The 24,405-nt window shown below is 65.0% G+C and carries 24 protein-coding genes, 1 tRNA gene and 1 riboswitch; of the genes, 17 read left to right on the plus strand and 8 right to left on the minus strand.

All coding sequences use genetic code 11. The features are described 5' to 3' along the window. Genes NKI58_RS16880 through NKI58_RS16900 form a run of 5 tightly spaced genes read right to left on the minus strand, consistent with a single transcriptional unit; the run spans position 1 to position 3,205 of the window. Positions 1-1,191: an NADH-quinone oxidoreductase subunit D gene (locus tag NKI58_RS16880; protein ID WP_352786698.1), complete on the minus strand. Its 1,191-nt coding sequence runs from the start codon at positions 1,189-1,191 to the stop codon at positions 1-3. Between the two features lie 51 nt (positions 1,192-1,242). Next, positions 1,243-1,638: a four helix bundle protein gene (locus tag NKI58_RS16885; RefSeq protein WP_352786699.1), complete on the minus strand. Its 396-nt coding sequence runs from the start codon at positions 1,636-1,638 to the stop codon at positions 1,243-1,245. A gap of 21 nt (positions 1,639-1,659) precedes the next feature. Next, positions 1,660-2,262, minus strand: coding sequence for an NADH-quinone oxidoreductase subunit C (locus NKI58_RS16890; protein WP_352617419.1), 603 nt, complete (start codon positions 2,260-2,262; stop codon positions 1,660-1,662). A 5-nt stretch (positions 2,263-2,267) separates the two neighbouring features. Further along, a complete protein-coding gene (locus NKI58_RS16895; RefSeq protein WP_023670824.1) occupies positions 2,268-2,849 on the minus strand; it encodes a NuoB/complex I 20 kDa subunit family protein in 582 nt (193 codons plus the stop codon). Then, complete coding sequence (locus tag NKI58_RS16900; RefSeq protein ID WP_023676631.1) at positions 2,840-3,205, minus strand: NADH-quinone oxidoreductase subunit A; 366 nt, start codon at positions 3,203-3,205, stop codon at positions 2,840-2,842. Before NKI58_RS16900 ends, NKI58_RS16895 begins: the two co-directional genes overlap by 10 nt. Positions 3,206-3,540: 335 nt before the next feature. On the opposite strand from NKI58_RS16900, the gene NKI58_RS16905 reads away from it, so the two are divergent. The 8 genes from NKI58_RS16905 to NKI58_RS16940 all read left to right on the plus strand — a co-directional run bounded on the left by NKI58_RS16905 (position 3,541) and on the right by NKI58_RS16940 (position 13,775). Then, the gene (locus tag NKI58_RS16905; protein WP_352786700.1) at positions 3,541-4,740 is read left to right on the plus strand and encodes a winged helix-turn-helix domain-containing protein; all 1,200 of its coding nucleotides are present in this window, start codon (positions 3,541-3,543) and stop codon (positions 4,738-4,740) included. A 29-nt stretch (positions 4,741-4,769) separates the two neighbouring features. Beyond that, positions 4,770-4,973, plus strand: a riboswitch (cobalamin riboswitch). A 38-nt stretch (positions 4,974-5,011) separates the two neighbouring features. Further along, entirely contained in the window at positions 5,012-5,446 is a 435-nt protein-coding gene (locus NKI58_RS16910) for a DUF1636 family protein (protein ID WP_352786701.1), read from the plus strand. Continuing rightward, positions 5,443-6,483, plus strand: a complete 1,041-nt coding sequence (gene cobW / locus NKI58_RS16915; RefSeq protein WP_023676634.1) for a cobalamin biosynthesis protein CobW — start codon at positions 5,443-5,445, stop codon at positions 6,481-6,483. The genes NKI58_RS16910 and cobW overlap by 4 nt, the downstream gene beginning before the upstream one ends. An 18-nt stretch (positions 6,484-6,501) precedes the next feature. After that, a complete protein-coding gene (locus NKI58_RS16920; protein WP_352589681.1) occupies positions 6,502-10,149 on the plus strand; it encodes a cobaltochelatase subunit CobN in 3,648 nt (1,215 codons plus the stop codon). Then, positions 10,146-11,615, plus strand: coding sequence for a precorrin-3B synthase (cobG, locus tag NKI58_RS16925; RefSeq protein ID WP_352570390.1), 1,470 nt, complete (start codon positions 10,146-10,148; stop codon positions 11,613-11,615). Before NKI58_RS16920 ends, cobG begins: the two co-directional genes overlap by 4 nt. Continuing rightward, positions 11,612-12,259, plus strand: a complete 648-nt coding sequence (locus NKI58_RS16930) for a precorrin-8X methylmutase (RefSeq protein ID WP_502896971.1) — start codon at positions 11,612-11,614, stop codon at positions 12,257-12,259. Before cobG ends, NKI58_RS16930 begins: the two co-directional genes overlap by 4 nt. Further along, on the plus strand, positions 12,256-13,014 hold the full coding sequence (locus tag NKI58_RS16935) for a precorrin-2 C(20)-methyltransferase (RefSeq protein WP_352589675.1): 759 nt from the start codon (positions 12,256-12,258) through the stop codon (positions 13,012-13,014). Before NKI58_RS16930 ends, NKI58_RS16935 begins: the two co-directional genes overlap by 4 nt. Continuing rightward, positions 13,011-13,775 (plus strand): precorrin-3B C(17)-methyltransferase, encoded by a 765-nt coding sequence (locus tag NKI58_RS16940; RefSeq protein WP_352589672.1) that lies wholly within the window; start codon positions 13,011-13,013, stop codon positions 13,773-13,775. The genes NKI58_RS16935 and NKI58_RS16940 overlap by 4 nt, the downstream gene beginning before the upstream one ends. On the opposite strand, the gene NKI58_RS16945 is transcribed toward NKI58_RS16940, so the two are convergent. Continuing rightward, a complete protein-coding gene (locus NKI58_RS16945; protein ID WP_352589669.1) occupies positions 13,739-14,521 on the minus strand; it encodes a cobalt-precorrin-6A reductase in 783 nt (260 codons plus the stop codon). The genes NKI58_RS16940 and NKI58_RS16945 overlap by 37 nt on opposite strands. A 1-nt stretch (position 14,522) precedes the next feature. Here NKI58_RS16945 and cbiE point away from each other — a divergent pair, with 1 nt between their 5' ends. Genes cbiE through NKI58_RS16985 form a run of 8 tightly spaced genes read left to right on the plus strand, consistent with a single transcriptional unit; the run spans position 14,523 to position 21,572 of the window. Next, on the plus strand, positions 14,523-15,761 hold the full coding sequence (cbiE, locus tag NKI58_RS16950; protein WP_352786703.1) for a precorrin-6y C5,15-methyltransferase (decarboxylating) subunit CbiE: 1,239 nt from the start codon (positions 14,523-14,525) through the stop codon (positions 15,759-15,761). Beyond that, complete coding sequence (locus NKI58_RS16955; protein WP_352786704.1) at positions 15,758-16,138, plus strand: cobalamin biosynthesis protein; 381 nt, start codon at positions 15,758-15,760, stop codon at positions 16,136-16,138. The genes cbiE and NKI58_RS16955 overlap by 4 nt, the downstream gene beginning before the upstream one ends. Beyond that, positions 16,135-16,899, plus strand: coding sequence for a precorrin-4 C(11)-methyltransferase (gene cobM / locus NKI58_RS16960; protein ID WP_352786705.1), 765 nt, complete (start codon positions 16,135-16,137; stop codon positions 16,897-16,899). Before NKI58_RS16955 ends, cobM begins: the two co-directional genes overlap by 4 nt. Beyond that, positions 16,896-17,702 carry a uroporphyrinogen-III C-methyltransferase gene (gene cobA, locus NKI58_RS16965; RefSeq protein ID WP_023676644.1) on the plus strand — a complete coding sequence of 269 codons (807 nt, stop codon included), beginning with the start codon at positions 16,896-16,898 and terminating at the stop codon, positions 17,700-17,702. The genes cobM and cobA overlap by 4 nt, the downstream gene beginning before the upstream one ends. Beyond that, a complete protein-coding gene (locus tag NKI58_RS16970; protein WP_352786706.1) occupies positions 17,699-19,012 on the plus strand; it encodes a cobyrinic acid a,c-diamide synthase CobB in 1,314 nt (437 codons plus the stop codon). Before cobA ends, NKI58_RS16970 begins: the two co-directional genes overlap by 4 nt. Further along, positions 19,009-19,770 (plus strand): adenosylcobinamide-GDP ribazoletransferase, encoded by a 762-nt coding sequence (gene cobS, locus NKI58_RS16975; RefSeq protein ID WP_352786707.1) that lies wholly within the window; start codon positions 19,009-19,011, stop codon positions 19,768-19,770. The genes NKI58_RS16970 and cobS overlap by 4 nt, the downstream gene beginning before the upstream one ends. A 24-nt stretch (positions 19,771-19,794) precedes the next feature. Then, on the plus strand, positions 19,795-20,805 hold the full coding sequence (cobT, locus tag NKI58_RS16980) for a nicotinate-nucleotide--dimethylbenzimidazole phosphoribosyltransferase (protein ID WP_023676647.1): 1,011 nt from the start codon (positions 19,795-19,797) through the stop codon (positions 20,803-20,805). Positions 20,806-20,831: 26 nt separating this feature from the next. Further along, on the plus strand, positions 20,832-21,572 hold the full coding sequence (locus NKI58_RS16985; protein WP_023676648.1) for a hypothetical protein: 741 nt from the start codon (positions 20,832-20,834) through the stop codon (positions 21,570-21,572). Positions 21,573-21,673: 101 nt separating this feature from the next. On the opposite strand, the gene NKI58_RS16990 is transcribed toward NKI58_RS16985, so the two are convergent. After that, positions 21,674-21,749: transfer RNA gene (locus NKI58_RS16990), tRNA-Lys, on the minus strand. A 344-nt stretch (positions 21,750-22,093) separates the two neighbouring features. Continuing rightward, positions 22,094-22,999, minus strand: coding sequence for a PhzF family phenazine biosynthesis protein (locus NKI58_RS16995; protein WP_352623931.1), 906 nt, complete (start codon positions 22,997-22,999; stop codon positions 22,094-22,096). 111 nt (positions 23,000-23,110) lie between these two features. On the opposite strand from NKI58_RS16995, the gene NKI58_RS17000 reads away from it, so the two are divergent. Next, the gene (locus NKI58_RS17000) at positions 23,111-24,403 is read left to right on the plus strand and encodes an efflux RND transporter periplasmic adaptor subunit (RefSeq protein WP_023676650.1); all 1,293 of its coding nucleotides are present in this window, start codon (positions 23,111-23,113) and stop codon (positions 24,401-24,403) included. The last annotated feature ends 2 nt before the right edge of the window (positions 24,404-24,405 follow it).

Here is a 24,405-nt window from a genome sequence, read left to right on the forward strand (position 1 = left end):
TCACCGATCCACCTCACCAAACACGATGTCGAGGGAACCAAGCACAGCGGTGACGTCGGCCAACATGTGGCCGCGACACAAAAAGTCCATGGCCTGGAGGTGCGCGAAGCCGGGCGCGCGCAGCTTGCAGCGATAGGGTTTGTTGGTGCCGTCGGAGACGAGATAGACGCCGAACTCGCCTTTCGGCGCCTCGACGGCCGCATAGACCTCGCCGGCCGGCACGCGGTAGCCTTCGGTGTAGAGCTTGAAGTGATGGATCAGCGCTTCCATCGAGCGCTTCATCGCCGCGCGCTTCGGCGGCACCACCTTGCCGTCGAGGTTGGACACCGGTCCGCTGCCTTCCTTGCCGAGCAACAGGTCGACGCATTGGCGCATGATCTTGGCCGACTGTCGCATCTCTTCCATGCGCACCAGATAGCGGTCGAAACAGTCACCGTTCTTGCCGATCGGAATGTCGAAGTCCAGCTCGGCATAGCATTCGTAAGGTTGCGATTTGCGCAGGTCCCAAGGCGCACCCGAGCCGCGCACCATGACGCCTGAAAAACCCCAGGCCCAGGCGTCGGCCAGAGACACCGTCGCGATGTCGACATTGCGCTGCTTGAAGATGCGGTTGCCGGTCAAGAGTGAGTCGAGGTCGTCGACCGATTTCAGGAACGGGTCGATCCAGCTGCCGATGTCCTCGATCAGCTTCTGCGGCAGGTCCTGGTGGACGCCGCCGGGGCGGAAATAGGCGGCATGCATGCGCGAGCCGCTGGCACGCTCATAGAACACCATCAGCTTTTCGCGTTCGACGAAGCCCCACAGCGGCGGCGTCAGCGCGCCGACATCCATCGCCTGCGTCGTCACGTTGAGGATGTGCGACATGATGCGGCCGATTTCCGAATAGAGCACTCGGATCAACTGGCCGCGCTTCGGCACCTCGATGCCGAGCAGCCGCTCGGCGGCGAGCGCAAAGGCGTGCTCCTGGTTCATCGGCGCGCAATAATCGAGCCGGTCGAGATAGGGCACGGCCTGCAGATAAGTCTTGGCCTCGATCAGCTTTTCCGTGCCGCGGTGCAACAGCCCGATATGCGGATCGACGCGATCGACGACTTCGCCGTCAAGCTCCAGCACGAGGCGCAAAACGCCATGCGCCGCAGGGTGTTGCGGGCCAAAATTGATGTTGAAGTTGCGAACGGAGGTTTCAGCCATGAGCGTGTTGCTCGCGCGCCACGTGAATGGTGAATGGTGAATGGTGAATAGTCATTGGCCTGAATCGACCTCCAGCGATCGAATGAACGAACGCATCATCTTCCCTAACTTCTCGAACCTGACCGACAACAGCCCTGCACTCTTCTCGTCCAACAGTCCCACGCTCATCGAAAGAAGCGTATGGGTTTCCAGTTCCTTCAACGAACCTTGCGCAATACGAAGGAACTGAACGAAGGGCTTGCGCTGACCGCGGCCGAAACCCTCGGCGATATTTGCCGGTATCGACGATGCCGCGCGCCGCATCTGGGATGTCATGCCGAACATTTCCTTTCGCGGGAATGCTTTCGTCGCGAGATAGATGTCCGCAGCCAATACCATCGAATCTTTCCATACGTTCAGATCTCGATAGTCGTTGATTTTCCCGGACGTTCCATCCCGCTTTTCCATTCACTATTCACAATTCACCATTCACTGCTTTGCCTTTTCATCCCCCGGAAGCACGTAATCCGTACCTTCCCACGGAGACAGAAAATCGAAATTGCGGAATTCCTGCTTGAGCTCCACCGGCTCGTAGATGACGCGCTTGGCTTCGTCGTCGTAACGCACCTCGACGAAGCCGGTCAGCGGAAAGTCCTTGCGCAGCGGATGGCCTTCAAAGCCGTAATCGGTAAGAATCCGCCGCAGATCGGGATGGCCCGAAAACAGCACGCCATAGAGATCATAGGTCTCGCGCTCGAACCAGTCGGCGCCTGGATATATCCCGGTGATCGACGGCACCAGCGTCTCTTCGTCGGCCTGGACCTTGATGCGGATGCGGATATTCTGTCTCGGCGACAGCAAATGATAGACGACGTCGAAGCGCTTCGCCCGCGACGGATAATCGGCGCCGCAGACGTCGATGATCGAAATGAACTGGCATTTCGGGTCGTCGCGCAGGAAGGTCACCACCTCGATCAGGTCGCGCGGCTCGACCGAGATGGTGAGTTCGCCATAGGCGAACACCGCCTCGCCGATCCGGCCGATCAGCTTCTCGCCGAGATAGGTCGAGAGGTCATTCAACGCCTGGGTCATGCCGCTCACCGCTCTATCGTGCCGGTGCGGCGGATCTTCTTCTGCAGCAGAAGGATGCCGTAAAGCAGCGCTTCAGCGCTCGGCGGGCAGCCGGGCACGTAGATGTCGACCGGCACGATGCGGTCGCAGCCGCGCACCACCGAATAGGAATAATGATAATAGCCGCCGCCATTGGCGCAGGAGCCCATCGAGATGACGTAGCGCGGCTCCGGCATCTGATCGTAGACCTTGCGCAGCGCCGGCGCCATCTTGTTGGTCAGCGTGCCGGCGACGATCATGATGTCGGACTGGCGCGGGGACGCGCGCGGCGCGACACCGAACCTCTCCGAGTCATAGCGCGGCATCGACGTATGGATCATCTCGACGGCGCAGCAGGCGAGGCCAAACGTCATGAACATCAGCGAGCCGCTGCGCGCCCAGGTGATCAGCGCCTCGGTCGAGGTGACGAGAAAGCCCTTGTCGGCGAGCTCGTTGTTGATCTCCAGGAAGAACGGGTCGTCAGACCCTACCGGCCTGCCGGTGTTGGGGTCGATGAGGCCCTTGGGCTTCGGCGCGACGAGCGTGCCGGAACTGTCGTTCAATCCCATTCCAGCGCTCCTTTTTTCCATTCATAGGCAAAGCCGATGGTCAGCACCGCCAAAAACACCATCATCGACCAGAAACCGAGCATGCCGATCTGGCTGAACGACACCGCCCACGGAAACAGGAAGGCCACCTCCAGATCGAAGATGATGAACAGGATCGACACCAGGTAGAAGCGGATGTCGAATTTCATGCGGGCGTCATCGAACGAGTTGAAGCCGCACTCATAGGCCGAAAGCTTTTCCGGATCGGGGTTGCGATAGGCCACCAGGAAGGGTGCGGCGAGCAGCGCCAGCCCGACGATCAGCGCCACGCCGATGAACAGGACGATGGGCAGGTACGAACCTAAAAGTGCGTTCATGCTGCAGTTTCCGTTGGCGGCCAATCCACTCTGATTACAGCACCGGACCCACTTGCGGAAGCGTGACAGTTTAACCACTGAACCGTTTTAAGGAGGCTCTATGCTGCAACGCGGCGAGGGTTAGCGCAGCGCTTTCGGCGAAGCAAGTCAAACCTTGTTCAAATCGCGGTGCTGGACGGCATATCCGGGAAAACTGGTCCGATCCGCTCCTGTTTGATTTCCTTCACTTTTTACTCCACTTTTCTCTCCTGACATGAATGCCGCCAAAACCCTGTTAGCATGGCACGGAATCGCAGGTCATTTTCTCTGTCTAAAATCGTCCGGATGCCGCCTTCATGAAGGAAAAAATCTCGCTTGCCATGGCCCGCCGCATTGCGCTCGCGGCACAGGGATTCAATGACCCGCGCCCCACCGGCACGCCTGACCGCCGGCATCTGGCCCGCGTGCTTGCCCGTACCGGCCTGCTGCAGATCGATTCCGTCAGCGCCGTGGTGCGCGCCCACTATATGCCGCTCTATTCGCGGCTTGGCCCCTACAAGCTGGCGCTGCTCGACGACGCCGCCGTAACGCGCAAGCGCATGGTCTTCGAATATTGGGCGCACGAAGCCTCCTTCTTGCCGGTCGAGACCTATCCGCTGATGCGCTGGCGCATGCAGCGGGCCGAGTGCGGCGACGAAATGTACAGCGGACTGGCCAAATGGGGCCGCGAGCACGCCGCCTATATCGAAGACATCTATCGCGAGGTCGCCGAACGAGGCCCGATCGCGGCGTCGGCTTTCGAAGGCCAGAAGGGTTCGGGCGGCTGGTGGGGCTGGAGCCATGCCAAGCACGCCTTCGAATGGCTGTTCTGGGCCGGCCGCATCACCACGGCGCATCGCCGCGGCTTCGAACGGTTCTACGATCTGCCGGAGCGCGTATTGCCGCCGGCGGTACTCGCGCTACCGGTTCCCCGTCCCGAGGATGCTCACCGCGAATTGCTGCGCATCTCGGCCCGCGCCCACGGCATCGCCACGGCAGGAGACCTGCGCGACTATTTCCGCCTCTCGCCCGCCGACATCAAGGGCCGCATCGAGGAGTTGGTCGAGGCCGGCGACCTGTTGCCGGTGAGCGTCGAAAGCTGGAACAAAACAGCCTATCTCCACAAGGACGCCCGTTTGCCGCGCAAGATCGAGGCGCGCGCCTTGCTCGCGCCGTTCGATCCTGTCGTCTTCGAACGATCGCGCACCGAGCGGTTGTTCGACTTCCACTACCGCATCGAGATCTACACGCCGGCCGAAAAGCGCCAGTATGGCTATTACGTGCTGCCGTTCCTGTTCGGCGACAGCATCGTCGGGCGCGTCGACCTCAGGGCCGACCGCCCGGCCGGCGTCTTGCGCGTCCATGCCGCCTATGCGGAGCCCGGCGCCTCGCTGCAAACCGCAGCCGAGCTTTTCGAAGAATTGAAGCAGATGCAGGGCTGGCTCGGCCTGGAACGCATCGAGGTGACCGCTGCCGGCGACCTCGGCCGGCCGCTCGCGGATATCGCCGCGTCATAGACGTGCGTTGACACGACTGCCTCCACAAGCCTAAATCCGTTCCAGACGGTCCCCTGCCCGCAACGGCAGGGGCCAAGAGGGAATGCGGTGCGAAATCTCGATTTCAAATCCGCGGCTGTCCCCGCAACTGTAAGCGACGAGCCTCGGCCGAAAACCACTGGGATATTCCCGGGAAGGCGGCACCCAGGCGATGACCCGCGAGCCAGGAGACCTGCCGTCTAGGACATAAGAATCCGATCGCCTGGCGGGTTTTCCGGGCAAGGAGCCTGATTTGGAACACGACAGCAGTTTTCCGGCTGAGACAGCGGATTTATTGTCCGGCCATGGTGATTCCCCGGCCGGCGTTACCGTCATCGTCTGCTCGTCCTGCCGTGACGAGACCGGTTCGGACGCTCATCCGCGCGCCGGCGAACTGCTCGCAGAGGACACGCGCCGCGCCGCTTCCAGCGAAAACATCAAAATCCGCACCGTCGAATGCCTCGGCAATTGCAAGCGCCGGCTCAGCGCGGCCATGCTGCGCGACGGCTGCTGGAGTTACGTCTTCGGTGATCTGACCACGACCAGCGGGGCCGATCTCGTCACCGGGGCAAAGCTGTTCGCCACCGCGACGGATGGGCTCATTCCATGGCGCGGCCGTCCCGATTGCCTGAAGCGCGGCCTGGTTGCCCGCATCCCTCCCCTTGACGTTTTGAAGGACCTGACATGACCGCTGCCTCCCTTTCGCGCGTTCCCTGCACCGTGGTCACCGGCTTTCTCGGCGCCGGCAAGACGACGTTGATCCGCCATTTGCTCGAAAACGCCAAAGGCAAGCGCCTGGCCATCATCGTCAACGAGTTCGGCGACATCGGCATCGACGGCGAGATTCTGAAGGGCTGCGCCATCGACACCTGCCCCGAGGAAAACATCGTCGAGCTGGCCAATGGTTGCATCTGCTGCACCGTCGCCGATGATTTCGTCCCGGCGCTGGACCAGATCCTGTCGCTGACGCCGAGGGTCGACCACATCCTGATCGAGACATCCGGCCTCGCTTTGCCCAAGCCGCTGGTCCAGGCCTTCCAGTGGCCGTCCGTGAAAAGCCGCGTCACGGTCGATGGCGTCATCGCCGTCGTCGACGGGCCGGCGCTGGCTGATGGCCGCGTAGCCAACGACATGGACGCCCTGCAGGCCCAGCGCGCGCAGGACGAGACGCTCGACCATGACGATCCGGTCGAGGAAGTGTTCGAAGACCAGCTCGCCTGCGCCGACCTGATCATCCTGTCGAAGAGCGACCTGATGGACACAGCCGGCGCGGCCCGCGCCAATGCCGTGATCGGAAAGCATGTTGCGCGGGCGGTGAAGATCGTACCGACTTCGCAAGGCAAGGTCGACCCGTCGGTGCTGCTCGGCCTCGGCCTCGCCGTCGAGGACGACATCGAGAATCGCAAGACCCACCACGACGACGAGCTCGACCACGAACATGACGATTTTGACTCGTTCGTCATCGACATCGCGTCTGTGTCCAACCCGGACGAGCTCGCACAACGGGTCGCCACGGCGGCGGAGGAAGAAAACGTGTTGCGCGTCAAGGGTTTCGTCGAAGTCGGCGGCAAGCCGATGCGGCTCCTGCTGCAGGCCGTCGGTCCGCGCGTCAACCACTATTACGACCGCGCCTGGACCGCTGAAGACGACCGCCGCTCGCGCCTGGTCGTCATCGGCCTGAAAGGGCTGAACCGCCCGGCCATCGAGCGTATCCTCGCCGGCTGACCCCAGGCACGAGCCGCGATGCACATCCTCACCACCACATCCGCCTCGCTCGACGATCTCGCCGAGCCCGTCGATCTCAGGCAAACGCCTGCGGATGTCGTGGCGCTGTCCTTCACCGACAGCGACCTGGCCGGGCTGGCGGCGGCGTGGAAGGCAGATGCGCACCGCCTGCCGTCGATGCGGCTCGCCGCCTTGCGCGACCTGCGCCATCCGATGTCCGTCGACCTGTGGATCGACAGCGTCGCCCGCCACGCCAAGGTCATTCTGGTCCGCATCCTCGGCGGCTATGACTGGTGGCGCTATGGCTGCGACCAGCTCGCCGTTATCGCGCGAAATCGCGGTATCAAGCTGGCGCTCCTACCGGGCGAGAGCCACGACGAGGATTTGCGACTGATCGAAGGCTCGACGCTGCCGCGCGAGGAGTTGGACGCCCTGCTTGGCTATTTCCGCGAGGGCGGGCCGGCAAATATGACGGCGCTGGTGCAGAGGCTGGCAAGTCTCGCTGGATCGGGTGCGGCGGTAGCCGAACCTGTTAGCGTGCCAAAGGCGGGATTTTACGAGCCGGGACTGGGGGTAGTAGAACGCGGCGTCCCCCTCCCCCTCGAGGGGAGGGTCCGGCCGCAGGCCGGGGGTGGGGTCCTCTCCGAAGCGCGCCTACACAAAACGTCGCGCACTGCCGTGACGACCGCACCCGGCCCTGCGGGCCACCCTACCCTCGAGGGGAAGGGGGACGTCGTGCCAATTCTCTTCTACCGTTCGATGCTGCTCGCCGCCGATGTCGCGCCCATCGACGCGCTTTTCGAAGCCCTGCGCCACCGCGGCATGGCTCCCGTGCCTCTGTTCGTCTCCAGCCTCAAGGACCCGGCGTCGCTCGCCTTTGTCGAAACCGCGCTCGCAACCCTGAAGCCTGCCGCCATCATCACCGCCACAGCTTTCGCCTCGGGTGCCGAGCCCGGTGTCGAAACCCTGTTCGACCGCGCCGGCGTGCCGGTGTTCCAGGTCATCGTCGCGACTACCCGCCGCGACATCTGGCAAACCAATCAGCGCGGCCTGGCGCCCGCCGACCTTGCCATGCATGTCGTCCTGCCCGAGCTCGACGGCCGCATCCTGGCCGGCGCCATTTCATTCAAGAGCGAAAGCGAAACCGACCCGGCGCTGGCCTTCCGCGCCTTCGCAAACCGGCCTGAGCCCGACCGCGTGGCGCAAGTGGCGAACCGTGTCGAGGCCTTCGTGCGCCTGCAGCGGACGCCGCGTGCGGAGCGCAAGCTCGCCATCCTGATCCCCGACTATCCGAGCGCCCCCGGTCGCACCGGCTACGCGGTTGGTCTCGACGTGCCGTCCAGCGTGCTGGCAATGCTGCACGACCTGAGCGAACAGGGCTACGCCGTTGAAAGGATTCCGCAAACGCCGCGCGAGTTGCTAGAGGTGCTGGAAAAGGACAGCCAAGGGTTGGCCCTACACGACTATCAGACCTTTTCGAAGGAATTGCCTGCAGCGGCAATCGCTGCGGTAGAGGCGGCTTGGGGGAATGCGGCAGATGAGACAAGTTTGTGCGAGGCACCCCCCTCTGTCCTGCCGGACATCTCCCCCTCAAGGGGGGAGATTGGCAGTTTCGCCGACGGCTCTCTCTCAACATCCTTGGTGATTGGCGAAAGCAGAGACAACAGCGCAATCTCCCCCCTTGAGGGGGAGATGTCCGGCAGGACAGAGGGGGGTGTTCAGGCGCCTAGCGCCGCAAAATTCGCCTTCCGCGCAGCCACCTTCGGCAACGTCACCGTGGCACTCGCACCTGACCGCGGGCGCTCAGCCGACCGCCGCGCCGACTATCACGACCCGACGCTGCCGCCGCGCCATGCGCTGGTCGCCTTTGGCCTCTGGCTGCGCAAGTCGCTCGGCATCCATGCAATTGTCCATGTCGGCGCCCACGGCACGCTGGAGTGGCTGCCCGGCAAGACCGTGGCGCTCAGCGAAAACTGCTTTCCCGAGATAGTCACCGGTCCCCTGCCCGTCATCTATCCCTTCATCGTCTCCAACCCGGGAGAGGCAGCGCAGGCCAAGCGGCGCATTGCCGCCGTCACGCTCGGCCATCTGCCGCCGCCGCTGACCGGCGCCGGGCTGGACGAAAACCAGCACAGGCTTGAACGACTGGTTGACGAATATGCCCAGGCCGACGGGCTCGACCGCCGCCGCCGCGACCGCCTGGCGAAGCTGATCGTCGAGACGGCGGAAAAGACCGGCCTCGCCTCAGAGGCAGGCGTCGCCAGGACCGACGCAGCCGACGAGGCTTTGCGCCGCATCGACGCCTGGCTCTGCGATCTCAAGGATTTCGCCATCAAGGACGGCCTGCACATTTACGGCCGCGCGCCGGAAGGCGAGGCTGATCCGTTGCGGCGGCAAAGTGCGGCAGCTGAAAAAACCGCGCTGCTTGCCGCCCTCGATGGCCGCCACGTCGCTGCCGGTCCGGCCGGTGCGCCGGCGCGTGGCCGGAGCGATGTGCTGCCCACCGGCCGCAATTTGTTTACCGCCGACCCGCGCACCATGCCGACGCCGACCGCCTATGATCTGGGCAAGATGGCAGCGGAAGAAGTGGTCCGCAGCTACATGCAATCGCATGGCGACTGGCCGCGCTCGCTGGTCATCGACCTGTGGGGCTCGGCCTCGCTGCGCACCGGCGGTGAGGAGATCGCGCAAGGCCTGGCGCTAATGGGCTGCCGGCCGCAATGGGATTCCGCCACCGGCCGCATCACCGGCATAGATGTGCTGCCGCCGGCAACACTCGGCCGTCCGCGCATCGATGTCACCTGGCGCATATCGGGCCTGTTCCGCGACATGTTCCCGACCCAGATCGCGCTGATCGACGCCGCGGCCAACGCGGTGGCGACCCGCGACGAGGACGATTCGGAAAACCCGCTCGCCGCTAGGACCCGCATCGACGGCAAGATCGGCCCGCGCATTTTCGGCACCTCGCCGGGCACTTACGGCGCGGGCGTCGAGGACTTGTTGTCGAGCGGCGACTGGGCCGCGCGCGAAGAGATCGGCCGCACCTATCTCGCCGCCACCTCGCACGCCTATGGCGGCTCCGAGGGCAAAGGCATTTCGGCGCCCGGCGCGTTCGAGGATCGCCTCGCCGAGGCCGACCTTCTGGTTCATAGCGGCGACGACCCCGGCCGCGACATCCTCGAAGGCTCGGCCGACGTCGCCTTCATCGGCGGCTTTTCGGCAGCACTTGCCGCGCTCGGCAAAAACGCCGACGTGATCGTGCTCGACACCACGGACCCGCAAAGACCGAAGCCGCGCTCGGTTGGTGAGGCCGTATCCCGGGTAGTTCGCGCCCGCGCGGTCAACCCGCGCTTCATCGCCGGCCAGATGCGTCATGGCCCGCGCGGCGCCTCGGAATTCGCCGAGACGGTCGACCGGCTTGTCGGCTTTGCTGAGACTACCCATGCCATATCGGGCACGCTGATCGAGGCGATGCACGACGCCTATCTTGGCGACCCCGTGGTGCGCGCCTTCATACTGCGCGAGAACCCGGCGGCGGCGAAGGTGATTGCCGAGCGTTTGCTGTCGGCACGGCGGCGCGGGCTCTGGCATCCGCTGCGCAATTCGATCGATGACGATCTCGCCGCACTGATTGCCGAAGCGCAAGCTCTGGGAGTGGCGGCATGAACGCTTTCTCGCGCCGTGGCGCCTGCCCTGCCTTGTCCGCGCCGATGCAGACCGGCGACGGGCTGCTGGTGCGGCTCAATCCGGTCGCTGGAGGACTGTTGCCGAAATCGTTGATCGGACTCTGCGAATCTGCCTTGCGCCATGGCAACGGTATCATGGAAGTGACCGCCCGCGGCAGCCTGCAGATCCGCGGCCTGACGTCGGCAAGCGCGCGGCTGCTGGCGATGGAGGTCGATGCGCTCGGCATCGCGGTGCGCACCGGCGTGCCGGTCGAGACCGGCCCGCTGGCCGGGCTCGACCAGGAGGAGATAGCCGACCCGCGCCCAATGGCGCAGCGGATTCGGGCGGCAATTGAGGACGCCGGTGTTACGCAACGGCTTGGCCCGAAGGTGTCGGTGATTGTTGACGGCGGCGGGCAGCTGACAATGGATGCGGTTACGGCCGATGTCAGGCTGGTCGGGGTGCGGGCCGCCGACGGAATTAAGTGGCGGGTATCGCTCGCCGGAGATGCGCAGGGTGCCACGCCGCTGGCGATGTCCGAGGAAGATGCGGCTTGTGACATCGCCGTCGCCATTCTCAGGATGGTTGCCGAAAAGGGCCGCGATGCCCATGCGCGGGATTTGACGGCGAGGCAGCTGAGATCTCTCGCAAGTTGGCGATCCGTCGCGCCCCCCTCTGTCCTGCCGGACATCTCCCCCACAAGGGGGGAGATCGGCAGCTTCGCCGGCGGCTTCCCCCCAGCACCTTCGGCGATTGGCGAAATCGGAGACGAAGGCGCAATCTCCCCCCTAGAGGGGGAGATGTCCGGCAGGACAGAGGGGGGCGCGAAGGATCGCCGGCCCATCGGAGTTTTCGATCTGGCAGCCGGCAGTACCTCCCTCGGCATCGGCCTGCCGTTCGGCAGCATACCAGCGCAAAAACTTATCGATCTCACCCAATACGCCCTCATCCTCGGCACCACCGAAATCCGTCTGGCGCCGGGTCGCACGCTGCTTTTGCTTGGCCTCTCCCCAGCCGCATGTCTTTCACTCCAGAAAACCGCCGCAACCCTCGGCTTCGTCACCGACGCAGCCGATCCGCGCACCAGGATCGCCGCCTGCCCGGGTGCTTCCGCCTGTGCCTCGGGCCGCATCGCGACACGCAACATCGCCGAGACCATCGCCGTGGAAGACCGCGATATCCTCGATTCCTCGCTGACGCTGCACATCTCCGGCTGCGCCAAGGGTTGCGCCCATCCCGGTCCGGCGGCGCTGACCCTGGTCGGTGGCGAAAACGGAGCCGGACTTGTCGTGGACGGGACGGCAAAGGCATTGCCCGCCGGATACAGGCCGGGCTACGACGCCGCGCACGGCATCGGCCGCGTTGCAGCGATGATCCGCAGCGCACGACATTCCGGCGAAACCGCTGCCGCCTGCCTGGCAAGGCTCGGCGCGGCCGGCATCACCGAAATCTACCGACAGGAATGAGCATGCCCGCCCAGAACGCCTACGACTACATCCATGACGGCACGGCGATCTACGAGCGCTCCTTCGCCATTATCCGCGCCGAGGCCGACCTGTCGCGCTTTTCCGAAGCCGAGGCCGAAATCGCTATCCGCATGATCCACGCCTGCGGCCAGGTCGATGCTTGCAGGCACTTCGTTTTCTCGAGCGATTTCGTCGCCGCCGCGCGCACGGCCCTGGGCGCCGGCGCGCCGATCTTCTGCGACGCGCAGATGGTCTCGCACGGCGTCACGCGCGCCCGGCTGCCGGCCGGCAACGATGTGATCTGCACGCTGCGCGATCCGCGGACCGCCGACATCGCGAAAAAGATCGGCAACACCCGCTCGGCCGCCGCGATCGACCTGTGGGGCGAGCGCATGGCCGGTTCGGTCGTCGCCATCGGCAATGCGCCGACAGCCCTTTTCTATCTGCTGGAAAAACTGCGCGACGGCGCGCCGAAGCCGGCGGCGATCATCGGCATGCCGGTCGGGTTTGTCGGCGCCGCTGAATCGAAAGATGCGCTGGCCGAAAATTCCTATGGCGTGCCTTACGCCATCGTGCGCGGCCGGCTGGGCGGCAGCGCCATGACCGCCGCCGCCCTCAATGCATTGGCGAGGCCGGGCCTATGAATGCGATTGCAAAAGGCAGGCTTGTCGGCGTCGGCACCGGACCCGGCGACCCGGAACTCTTGACGCTGAAGGCAGTGCGCGCGCTGGCTGAGGCCGATGTCGTCGCGCATTTCGCCAAGCGCGGCAACAACAGCAACGCCCGGGCCATCGTCGAAACCCATTTTCGCCCCGATTTGATTGAACTGCCGCTGCTTTATCCGGTGACGACCGAGATCGACAAGGACCACAGCGATTACCGCTCGCAGATCACCGATTTCTACGAGCAATCGGCCGAAAAGGTCGCCGCGCACCTCAGCGCCGGCAGGATGGTCGCTGTGCTTTCGGAAGGCGACCCGCTTTTCTACGGCTCCTACATGCATCTTCATGTCCGGCTGGCGCACCGTTTTCCGACCGAAGTCATTCCCGGCGTCACCGCCATGTCCGGCTGCTGGTCGGCGACCGGCCTGCCGATCGTCCAGGGCGATGACGTGCTGACGGTGCTGCCGGGCACCATGAGCGAATTCGAGCTGACGCGTCGCCTCGCCGACACCGACGCTGCGGTGATCATGAAGGTCGGCCGCAACCTGCCCAAGATCAGGCGCGCGCTGGAGGCAACCGACAAGCTGGCGCGGGCCATCTATGTCGAGCGCGGCACCATGCCGGGCGGTGTCTCGATGCGGCTTGCCGACAAAAAGGATGACCAGGCGCCTTATTTCGCCATCGTGCTGGTGGCCGGCTGGTCGGGCCGGCCAAGCGCATTGAAAGCCGAAGCATGAGCGGCCGCCTCACTGTCATCGGCCTCGGGCCCGGCAACGCCGACCAGGTGACGCCGGAGGCAAGCCGTGCCGTTGCCGAGGCAAAATTCTTCTATGGCTATAAACCCTATCTCGACCGGCTCGATCTGCGCCCCGACCAGATTCGCGTCGCTTCCGACAATCGCGAGGAACTCGCGCGCGCCAGGGACGCGCTGCTGAAGGCTGTGGAAGGCCACGATGTCGCCGTCGTGTCGGGCGGCGATCCCGGCGTCTTCGCCATGGCCGCGGCTGTCTGCGAGGCGATCGAGGCGGGCCCGCCCGAATGGCGCGCGGTCGACATCGCCATCGTGCCTGGCATCACCGCCATGCTCGCCGTTGCCGCCCGCATCGGCGCGCCGCTCGGCCATGATTTCTGCGCCATCTCGCTGTCCGACAATCTGAAGCCGTGGGACCTGATCGAGCTACGCCTGCTGGCGGCAGCCGGCGCCGGCTTCGTAATCGCGCTCTACAACCCGATCAGTAAGGCGCGCCCATGGCAGCTAGGCCGCGCCTTCGAATGCCTTGCTGCGATCCTGCCCGGCACCACGCCGGTGATCTTCGGCCGTGCCGCCGGCCGTCCCGACGAGCGCATCGAGGTTTTTCTGCTGGCCGACGCCGATGCCGCGAAGGCCGACATGTCGACCTGCATCATCATCGGCTCGCCGGAAACCAGGATCATCAAGCGGGGTGACAAGGCCGCGCTGGTCTACACGCCGCGTTCGGCAGCGGGCCCAAGAACATGACCGACCAGAAAATGATCGACCATCTCGGCAAGAGATTCGACGGTCTCAGCCGACGTGACGTCCGGCAGCGCCGGCCTGCGGATCATCACCGCCTCGATCCCCAGCGCTCGCGCCGCCGCGATCTTGCCGTAGGTCGCCTCGCCGCCGCTATTTTTGGAAACAACGACTTCGATGCCACGGCTTCCGAGCAGCGCGCGCTCATCGACCTCATGAAACGGCCCGCGCGCCAAGAGATAGGTCGCGTCAGGCACAGCGAGCCTGGGCTCGACCGGGTCGACACTGCGGATGAGATAATGATGCTGGGGGGCGGCCTTGAAGGCAGCGACCTCCTGTCGCCCGAGCGCCAGGAACACGCGGCGCGGCACCGATCCCAAAGCCGTCACCGCGCTGGCAACGGTGTCGACCAACATCCAGCGATCACCTTCGACCGCCTCCCATCCGGGACGCCTGAGCGCAACGATAGGCACGCCGGTCATGCGCGCCGCTTCCGCCGCATTGCCGGAGATTCGCGCCGCATAGGGATGCGTGGCGTCGATCAGCAGGTCGATCTTGTTCTGGCGGAGATATGCCGCCAGCCCGCCGGCACCGCCGAAGCCGCCGACCCGCACCGGCACCCCCTGCGCGGCCGGGTTTTCGGTGCGGCCGGCCAGCGACAGCATGACCGAAATATCCGCGCGCGCGGCCAGCTTTCCGGCCAGTTGCCGGGCTTCGGTGGTTCCGCCGAGGATCAGAATGCGGTGGGTCATCATGCCTGCTGAAGCTCCGCGCGGCGCCAAGCTCACCTCAAAGTGGCTCACGATCATCGGCATCGGCGAGGACGGTGTAGCGGGTCTCGGCGACGAGGCCAAGCGGTTGATCGCGGAGGCCGAATTCGTCTTCGGCGGCAAGCGCCACCTTGCCCTCGTCGCGTCGCTCGCCAAAGGTGAAGCGCGCGCCTGGCCGACACCTTTCGATGCCGAGCTGCGCGACGTGCTGGCGCTCTCCGGCAGACGCGTCTGCGTGCTGGCCTCCGGCAATCCCTTCTACCACGGTGTCGGCGTCACCCTCGCCCGCAAGGTCGCGGCAGAGGGTATGCGGGTGATCCCCGCGCCCTCGGCCTTTTCGCTGGCCGCCTCACGCCTGGGCTGGGCGCTGCAGTACGTCGAGACCATTTCGCTGCATGGCCGCTCGCTCGACCTGATCCGGCCGTTGCTGCATCCTTGCACCCGCATTCTCGCGCTGACCTCGGACAGCGATGCACCGGAAGCGATTGCCGGTCTGCTGACAGAGCTCGGCTTCGGCGCCTCGCAGCTGACCGTTCTGGAGGCGCTGGATGGGCCGAACGAAAGGCTGCGCTCGGCGAGCGCCGGCACTTTCGCCCTCGAAAAGATCAACCCGCTCAACGTGCTCGCGATCGAAGTTGAATCGACTTCGCAAGCACGCATCCTGCCGCTGACATCAGGCCTTGCCGATCATTTGTTCGAGCACGACGGCCAGATCACCAAGCGCGAAGTGCGCGCCGTCACCCTGTCCGCTCTCGCGCCAAGACGCGGCGAGTTGCTGTGGGATATCGGCGCTGGCTCAGGCTCGATCGGCATCGAGTGGATGCTGGCCCATCCCTCCATGCGTGCGATCGCCGTTGAGGCAGATCCGGCCCGCGCCGCGCGCATCCGACGCAACGCCGCGGCTTGCGGCGTTCCCGGTCTTGCCGTCGTTGAAGGTTCGGCACCGCAAGCGCTTGGGCTGGAGACGCCCGCGGCGATCTTTATCGGCGGCGGCGGCAGCGATGCCGGCGTGCTGGAGGGAGCCATGGATGCCTTGCCTGCCGGCGGCCGCCTCGTCGCCAATGCGGTGACCCTGGAGATGGAGGCACTGCTGCTTTCCCGTCACGCCGCGCACGGCGGCCAGTTCACCCGCATTGCTATATCCCGTGCTTCGCCGGTCGGTTCGATGCAGGCGTGGCGGCCGGCTATGCCGGTCACTCAATGGAGCTGGGTGAAGCCATGATGGTCGCGGGCATCGGCAGCCGCAAAGGCGTCAGCGCGCGCGACGTGCTTGCCGCGATAGAAACCGCCCTGGAAGCGCACGGGCTTGCCCTGCCCGCGCTTTCAGCCCTCGCGACCGCGTCTCTCAAGCAGGATGAAGCGGCAATCTTCGCCGCCGGACGCGAACTCCGCCTTCCGGTGATCGTCGTCGAGCAGGATGAACTCAAAGCCTCATCTACGACCAGCCGTTCCGACCTATCGCAGGAGCATGCCGGCACGCCGTCGGTTTCCGAAGCCTCGGCGCTTGCCGCCGCCGGCAAAGGCGCAAAACTGCTCGGGCCGCGCACAGTGCTCGGTGCTGTCACTTGCGCCATCGCCATCAGCGGAGATGCGGCATGACCGTTCACTTCATCGGTGCCGGCCCGGGTGCTGCCGACCTCATCACCTTGCGCGGCAGCCGCCTGCTCGGCAGTTGTCCCGTCTGCCTCTATGCCGGATCGATCGTCGCGCCGGAGCTGTTGCAGCACTGCGCGCCCGGAACGCGGTTGATCGATACCGCGCCGATGTCGCTCGACGAGATCGAGGCCGAATATCTGGCAGCCCACGCGGCCGGCCATGATGTCGCCCGCCTGCATTCCGGCGATCTTTCGGTCTGGAGCGCCGTTGCCGAGCAGATCCGCCGGTTGGAAAAGCACGGCATTCCCTACACGCTGACGCCGGGCGTGCCGTCCTTCGCCGCTGCGGCGGCAGCGCTGCGCCGCGAGCTGACCATTCCAGAAGTCGCGCAAAGCCTGGTGCTGACCCGCATCTCCGGCCGCGCCTCGAAAATGCCGCCGGGCGAAACCCTGGCCAGCTTCGGCCGCACCGGCGCCACGCTCGCCATCCACCTCGCCATCCACGCTGTCGACCGCATCGTCGCCGAGTTGACGCCCTACTACGGCGCCGACTGCCCGGTCGCCGTTGTCTTCCGCGCCTCCTGGCCGGACGAGCGCGTGCTGACCGGCACGCTGGCTACCATTGAGGCGCAGCTAGGCGCCGATCCGATGGAACGCACGGCGATCATTTTCGTCGGCCGCTCGCTGGCGGCGGAAGGTTTTAGCGAAAGTTCACTTTACGACGCCCATTACCAGCGGCGCTTTCGCGGACGGGATGGATTGTGAGCGGCAGCAACAGAAACACTACGGTCGAGCAGGCGCTCACCCGGCTCAACTTCAAGCCGCGCCAGCTTGAGCCCGGGCATGTCTGGCTGGCCGGCGCCGGCCCTGGCGATCCCGGCTGCCTGACGCTGGAAGTGCTAGCCGCCCTCGGACAGTGCGACGCGCTGGTTTATGACGCGCTGGTCTCGCCAGAAGTCGTCGCTGTCGCCGAGGGCGCGGAACTGTTCTATGCCGGCAAACGCGGCGGCAAGCCGTCGATGAAGCAGGACGACATCACCGCTCTGCTGGTCCGGCTGGCGCGTGCGGGCCGGCGCGTTGTCAGGCTGAAGGGCGGCGACCCCTATATTTTCGGGCGTGGCGGCGAAGAGGCGCTGGCGTTGGCCGGGGAAACTATCCCGTTCCGCATCCTGCCTGGCCTGACGTCCGGCCTCAGCGCGCTGGCCGCGACCGGCATTCCCGGCACCATGCGCGGCATCAACAAGGCGCTGATCCTGGCGACCGGCCATGCCGCCGGCACCGATGATGATCTCGACTGGGCGGCAATCGCCCGCACCGGCCAGCCGGTGGTCGTCTATATGGGTATGGCCAACCTGCCGCTGATCGCCGCTTCGTTGCTCGAGGGCGGCCTGCCGTCTTCGACGCCCGCCGCGGTCATCGTTGCCGCGACGACGCCGCAGGAGCGTATCGTCGTCGCCACGCTCGCCACGATTGCCGAGGAAACGGCCGCAGCCGGCTTGACCTCGCCGGCGCTGATCGTCGTCGGCGGTATTGTCGGGATGCGCGCGGCACTGGCGGGTGAGTCATGACCCGCGCCATCATCATCGGCGCGCCGCGCTCGGGCTCGGGCAAGACCAGCGTCACCATCGGCATTTTGCGCGCACTTGCCCGGCGCGGCCTGAAAGTGCGCGGCGCCAAATCCGGCCCGGACTATATCGATCCCGGCTTCCACACCGCAGCCACTGGCCTGTCCGGTGTCAATCTCGACAGTTGGGCAATGCCGCCCGCCCTGCTCAACGCACTGGCCGGCGAAGCGACCGAAGATGCCGATTTTATCTTTCTCGAAAGCGCCATGGGCCTGTTCGACGGGATCCCTGCTGCTCCAGGCCGTTCCGGCTCGGCTGCCGACCTTGCCCGGCTTTACGGCCTGCCGGTGCTGCTTGTGCTCGATGTCTCCGGTCAGTCGACCACGGCAGCGGCCGTCGCCAGGGGATTTGCCACCTATGACCCGGATGTACGCATGGCCGGGGTCGTGCTCAACCGGCTGGGCAGCGAGCGCCACCGCCGGCTATGCGGCGATGCCATCGAGGCACTCGGCCTGCCTGTCGTCGGCGCCATCCTGCGCGATCCCTCGCTCAACCTGCCCGAGCGCCATCTCGGCCTCGTCCAGGCCGGCGAATATGAGAATCTGATGGCGCATCTCGACCGGCTGGCCGACATGGTCGAGCGGTCGCTCGACCTCGACTCCATTATGGCGCTGGCGGCGCCATTCACGCCCGCGCCGGGCAATTTCGACGACGGGCTGCCGCCGCCCGGCCAGCGCATCGCATTGGCCGAGGACGCCGCCTTCACCTTCCTCTATCCGCACGTTGCCGCGCATTGGCGCAAGGCCGGCGCCGAGATCGTTCCGTTCTCGCCGCTCACCGATGAGGCGCCAGGCGACGATTGCGATGTCTGCTGGCTGCCCGGCGGCTATCCCGAGCTTCATGCCGGCCGCCTCGCGGCCGCGGCGAATTTCAGGGCCGGCATGGCGCGGTTCGCCGGCACGCGGTCGGTGCACGGCGAGTGCGGCGGCTTCATGGTGTTGGGCGAAGCGCTCGAGGACGCGTCGGGCGAGACGCATCGGATGCTTGGCCTCCTCGGCCATTTGACCAGCTTCGCCAAGCGCAAGATGAATCTCGGCTACCGCGAGGCGCGGCTGCGGTCCGGCTGTCCGCTCGGCAGCCAAGGCACGCTGATCCGCGGCCACGAATTCCACTACGCGCAGATGATTGCGACCCGCAATGACGAGCCGCTGGCCGACCTCGCCGACGGTCAAGGAAATCCGCTCGGCGCCTCGGGCTACCGGCGCGGCAATGTCAGCGGCACGTTCTTCCATGCCATTGCGAGGGGCGCATGAACGTCTCGCAACGGCAGCTTACCGACGACATCGCGCTTTGCCTCGTCTTCTTTACCCGGCTGCCGCTGCCGAGAGCCGACTTCCGTGGCCGCAGCCTTGCCGCTGCGATCTGGGCTGCACCCGTTGCCGGTCTCGCCGTCGCTCTGGCCGGTGCGCTGGTCTACGCCGTCGGGACGAGGCTCGGCCTTGCCGAGGGTCCTGCTGCAGCGCTGACCCTTGCCGCGATCTTGCTCGCTACCGGCTGCCTGCATGAGGACGGGCTTTCGGACGTCGCCGACGGCTTTGGCGGCGGCAAGACGCGCGGCAGGAAATTGGAGATCATGCGCGACAGCCGCATCGGTGCCTACGGCGCTTGTGCACTTGCTGTCTCGCTGCTGATCCGCTGGAGCGTGCTCTCTGGATTCGCCGGCCCGGCTCATGTCTTCTGGGCTCTCATTGCAGCGCATGCGGCCTCGCGCGGCCTGCTCGGCGCCTTCATGCACCTGCTGCCGCCGGCCCGCGCCGACGGCCTCTCGGCCGATGCAGGCACCGTCTCCACTGAAACCGCTGCTATCGGTGCCGTGCTCGGCGCCGTCGCGCTGCTGGCGCTTGGGTTCAGTGCTGCCATGTTCGCGCTCATCCTGCTTGCGTTCTTGTTTGCCGCATTTCGAGCGCTTTGCCTCAACCAGATCGGCGGCCAGACCGGCGACACCGTCGGCGCCCTGCAGCAGCTCGGCGAGATCGCAATCCTGCTCGTCGCTTCCGTTTCCCTGTCTTGACTCTGTTTCGGAGATTTTGCCCCCATGCCTTTCAAATCGCTCGATGAACTGCGCGCCGCCTGCCTCGACCTGCACAGCGGCAGCGACGCCGCGGCCAACGCCGTCGCCCACCGCCAGGACACGCTGACCAAGCCGCAAGGCAGCCTCGGCCGGCTGGAGACAGTAGCCGCCTGGCTGGCGCGCTGGCAGGGCCGCGACATACCAAAGCTCGACCGCGTCAAGGTTTTCGTCTTTGCCGGCAACCACGGCGTCACCGCGCAAGGCGTGTCGGCCTTCCCGTCGGAGGTCACCGTGCAGATGGTGGCGAATTTCGCCGGCGGCGGCGCCGCCATCAACCAGCTTGCCCGCATCGCCGGCGCGGAGCTGGACGTCATCCCGCTCGACCTCGACCGTCCGACCGGCGACTTCACGCAAGAGCCGGCGATGGACGACGAAGCCTTCCTCGCCGCCGTCTCGGCAGGCTACGACGCGATCAGCAGGGATCTCGACCTTGTATGTTTCGGCGAAATGGGCATCGGCAACACCACGCCGGCGGCGGCCATCTCGACCGCGCTGTTCGGCGGCGGCGCGGAGCGATGGACAGGGCGTGGCACCGGCGTCGACGACGCCGGCCTCGTGCGCAAGATCGTCGCCATCGAGGCCGGCCTGAAGCGCCACGCCCCGGCGCTAGCCGACCCCCTGAAGGTAGCGGCAGCCCTCGGCGGCCGCGAGCTCGCGGCGATCCTTGGTGCGACGCTAGCTGCGCGCCACCTGGGCGTCCCGGTGCTGCTCGACGGCTTCGTCTGCACCGCCGCCGCCGCACCTTTGGCAGCGCTGCACCCTGCTGGCCTCGCTCACACCATGGCCGCTCACGTCTCAGCTGAATCCGGCCACCGCCGCCTGCTCGAAGCGCTCGGCCTGCCACCCTTGCTCGACCTCGGCATGCGGCTCGGTGAAGGCTCCGGCGCCTGCCTCGCCGTCAACATTGTTCGTTCAGCGCTCGAATGCCATGCCCGCATGGCAAGCTTTGCTGAGGCTGGTGTTTCGGAGAAGTAAGGCGGAGCCAAGCGCGGATCGCGTTGATGAACAAACTCTCACAGATTTTCGGAGACCCCAAACAGGGGCTTCGCGATATTCTTGCTCGGATCATCAGAGATTTCGATAGCAAGAGCGGCGCTTTTGCCGGGCTGAAATACAATTCCCCGTGGATACGCGCCACCGAAGATTGGGCAGAGCGATCGGGCCATACGGTCGAAGAGCTGTGCGAGATGATTTCTCAATGCCGGATTTCGGTTCGCTCTGGGAATCCGACGAATCCGCCAATCATCCAAATTTTTGAAGATCTTCGCAGTGCTGCGGAAGAGTGGAGAACAGAGACAGGTTACAGTGATCCGCCCATCCATCTGACCCCGGAATTGACGAAATTCCCTAATCGCAAAGAACTGAAAGCCCATACCCTGAAGGTATGGAGTTCTTTGGGATTGGCGAGGCAATGGCATAGCTATGATGCCAAGGACCTTAGGTTCTGCGGAATTTTTGAGGACAGATTTGGTCACAATGTTACAGTCAGAATGACCTTTAAGCTTGGATATGGTGGGGCGATTCGGCTGGATTTTCACTTTTCTTACTACGCAGACGGTGAACCTACATTCTTTGAACTGGGCGGTCTCTCGGGCGAGGCGCTATTCCATGCACTTCGACTGCCCAGGCATCCTGAACTCGAATGGATCGCAAGCAAGAGCAAAACAAACTTCGATGCCGTCGACGGCGTGATAGCCATAACGCGAGCAATCCTGACCTATCTGAAGCCCACTATCCAATAGTCGGGCGAGTCAGCTAGCCGCTTGCCGACATGTGCGACGGGCAAAAGCTGTCTCGCGCCGCGGCTCGATGTAAGGTCTTTCCACCAAATCCCGGAGATTTTTGGTGGGTGCGCACAGGATTGAACTGTGGACCCGCTGATTAAGAGTCAGCTGCTCTACCAACTGAGCTACGCACCCACTCGGCCGGTAAAACCGGCGTTGGCGGGCATATAGCCGCCGACATCCGCCATGTCCAGCCCTGCCGATTCATTTCCCGACAAATCGCACCGGGGGTCTCGTCATCCCTGGGCGGAGCGAACGCGAAGCGGAGCGCAGACCCTGGGATCCATGCCGTTACAGTCGTCGAAGAACGCAGCGACGCGGATTAGCATCCGTCCGCAAATGAGCAGAAGACGGCGGCTCGTTGAAGTCCAGCTTGCACCGTCGGCGCATTGCCGTCCGGTCACGGCATGGATCCTATGGTCTTCGCGACGTCGCTTCGCTCCTGGTCCGCCCTAGGATGACGAAACGTAAGGGTAGGATCAGACAAAAAGCCTGCCTTCAGCCACCTTCACCGCATGGCCGCCAATGCGGGCGGCCGCCAGTTTGCCGCCTTCGACATTCAGTTCGAGGCGAATGCGCGAAGGCCGGCCCATCTCCAGCCCCTGCTCGATCCACAGTTGTGAAACACCGTCGGTCGGGCCGTCGAAATGCATGATCGCGCCGGCGAAGGCGGCCGCCGCTGAGCCGGTCGCCGGGTCTTCGTAGGACGGATTGCCGGGCACCATCATGCGGACATGGAAGGCGCTGTCGTGATGCACCGTCTCGCGGCAATAGACATAGGGGCTGGCGAAGGCCCAATCGCTCTTGCGTGGTGCAAGCTCCGACCACGCCTGGTTGTCCAGCCTGATCCGGGCGGCCGCCTCCAGATTGGCGACGGGGATGGTCACGTAGGGCACGCCCGCCGACCAGAACGAAACGCGGTGGTTCTCGAAGCCGATCTCGTGCGGCCCAAGGCCAAGGGCCGCGCCGATCGCCTCGGGATCGGCCGACAATGCCAGCTGCGCCGGCAGTTTCGCCAGGTCGAACTCGGCAAAGGTCGAACCGTCGTGCTTGCTGACAGCGCAGCGCACCGGACCGATATTCTCCTCGAGCACGAAGATGCCGGCGGCCTCTCCCGCCATTTCGGCGAGCGCTATCGCCGAGCCGACGGTTGGGTGGCCGGCGAACGGCATTTCATAGTCGGGCGTGAAGATACGGATGCGGGCCCGGTGCTTCGGGTTGTCCGGCGGCAGCAGGAAGACGGTTTCGGACAGGTTGAACTCGCGCGCCACCGCCTGCATCGCCGCAACGTCCAGCCCATCACAGTCGAGCACGACGGCCAGCGGATTGCCGGCCAGCCGGTTGGTGGTGAATACGTCGTAAAGCAAGTAATTCCGCGGCTGCATCTCAGTAAGTCCTCTGCCTCATTCCAAACATGAGCGAAATTTAATTTGAATTTTGAACCATAAGGCCTGATTTGTGCACCGATGGGATATCACTGAACATAGGGGTCCGGCGTGGACCAGATTGTCAATCTGCCAAAGACGGAATCCGCTTCCGCCATCGAGACGGCGCTCGGGCTCGACCACCAGGGCCTGAAGACAAAACGCCGTCGCGGTTGGCTTTACGCAGTGTTCGCACTGCTTGCCGTCGCCGCGAGTGTCGTCGGCTACCAGTGGTATGCGGGCTCGCCCGCCAAGATCGAGTATACCACGACACTGGCCGCCATGGCCGACCTTACCGTCGCGGTTTCGGCTACCGGCACGCTGCAGCCTCTCACCCAGGTCGATATTTCCAGCGAACTCTCCGGCGTCGTCCGCTCGGTTTCAGTCAACGAGAACCATCTGGTGAAGAAGGGCGATGTGCTGGCCGCGCTCGACACCGCAAAGCTGGAGGTGCAGATCGAGCGCGCCCAGGCCTCGGCCAAGGCAGCGGCGGCGAGCGTCGAGGACGCCACCGTGACCGTGGCCGAAAACGAAAAGGGCCTGGTGCGCGCGGTACAACTGACCAAGCGCGGCATGGCGACGGACCAGTCGCTTGAAGCGGCAACCGCCACCCGCGACCGCTCGAAGGCGGCGCTTGATATCGCCAAAGCCAACCTCGCCATGGCCAATGCCGATCTCAAGGCGCAGCAGACGGATCTTGCCAAGAGTACCATCTACGCTCCGATCGATGGCATCATATTGACGCGCTCGGTCGACCCCGGCCAGACGGTCGCCTCCTCGCTGCAGGCGCCGGTGCTGTTCGTCATCGCCGCGGATTTGAAGAACATGGAACTGAAAGCTGCGGTCGACGAGGCCGATATCGGCGCAGTAAAACCTGGCCAGCATGCGCGCTTCACCGTCGACGCTTTTCCTGAACGGCCATTCGACGCCGAGATCCGGGACATTTCCTATGCCTCGGTCACCACCGACGGCGTCGTCACTTACGATGCAAGGCTGGATGTCGACAATAGCGAGCTTCTGTTACGGCCCGGCATGACTGCCACCGTCTCGGTCGTCACCAAGCAGGCCAAAAACGTGCTCACCGTGCCATCGATCGCCTTCCGCTACCGGCCGGCGCAGACGGCGGACCGCGGCTGGAGCCTCACCGACCTGTTCACCGGCCGCATGGGGCGCCCGGGCGGCAACCGCCAGCGGCAGGCGGCGACGAAGCCCATCGACGGCTCGCGCACGCTCTACGTGCTGGAGAATGGCCGGCCGCATCCGGTCAACGTCAGGGTCGGCTCGACAGATGGCGAACTGACCGAAATCGTTTCCGGCCTGGAGGAAGGCGCGCAAGTCATTACCGCCTCGCAGCAGCGGAGCTGATC

Origin of the sequence: Mesorhizobium sp. M0522 (genome assembly GCF_040321085.1) — a bacterium.
GTDB lineage: Bacteria > Pseudomonadota > Alphaproteobacteria > Rhizobiales > Rhizobiaceae > Mesorhizobium.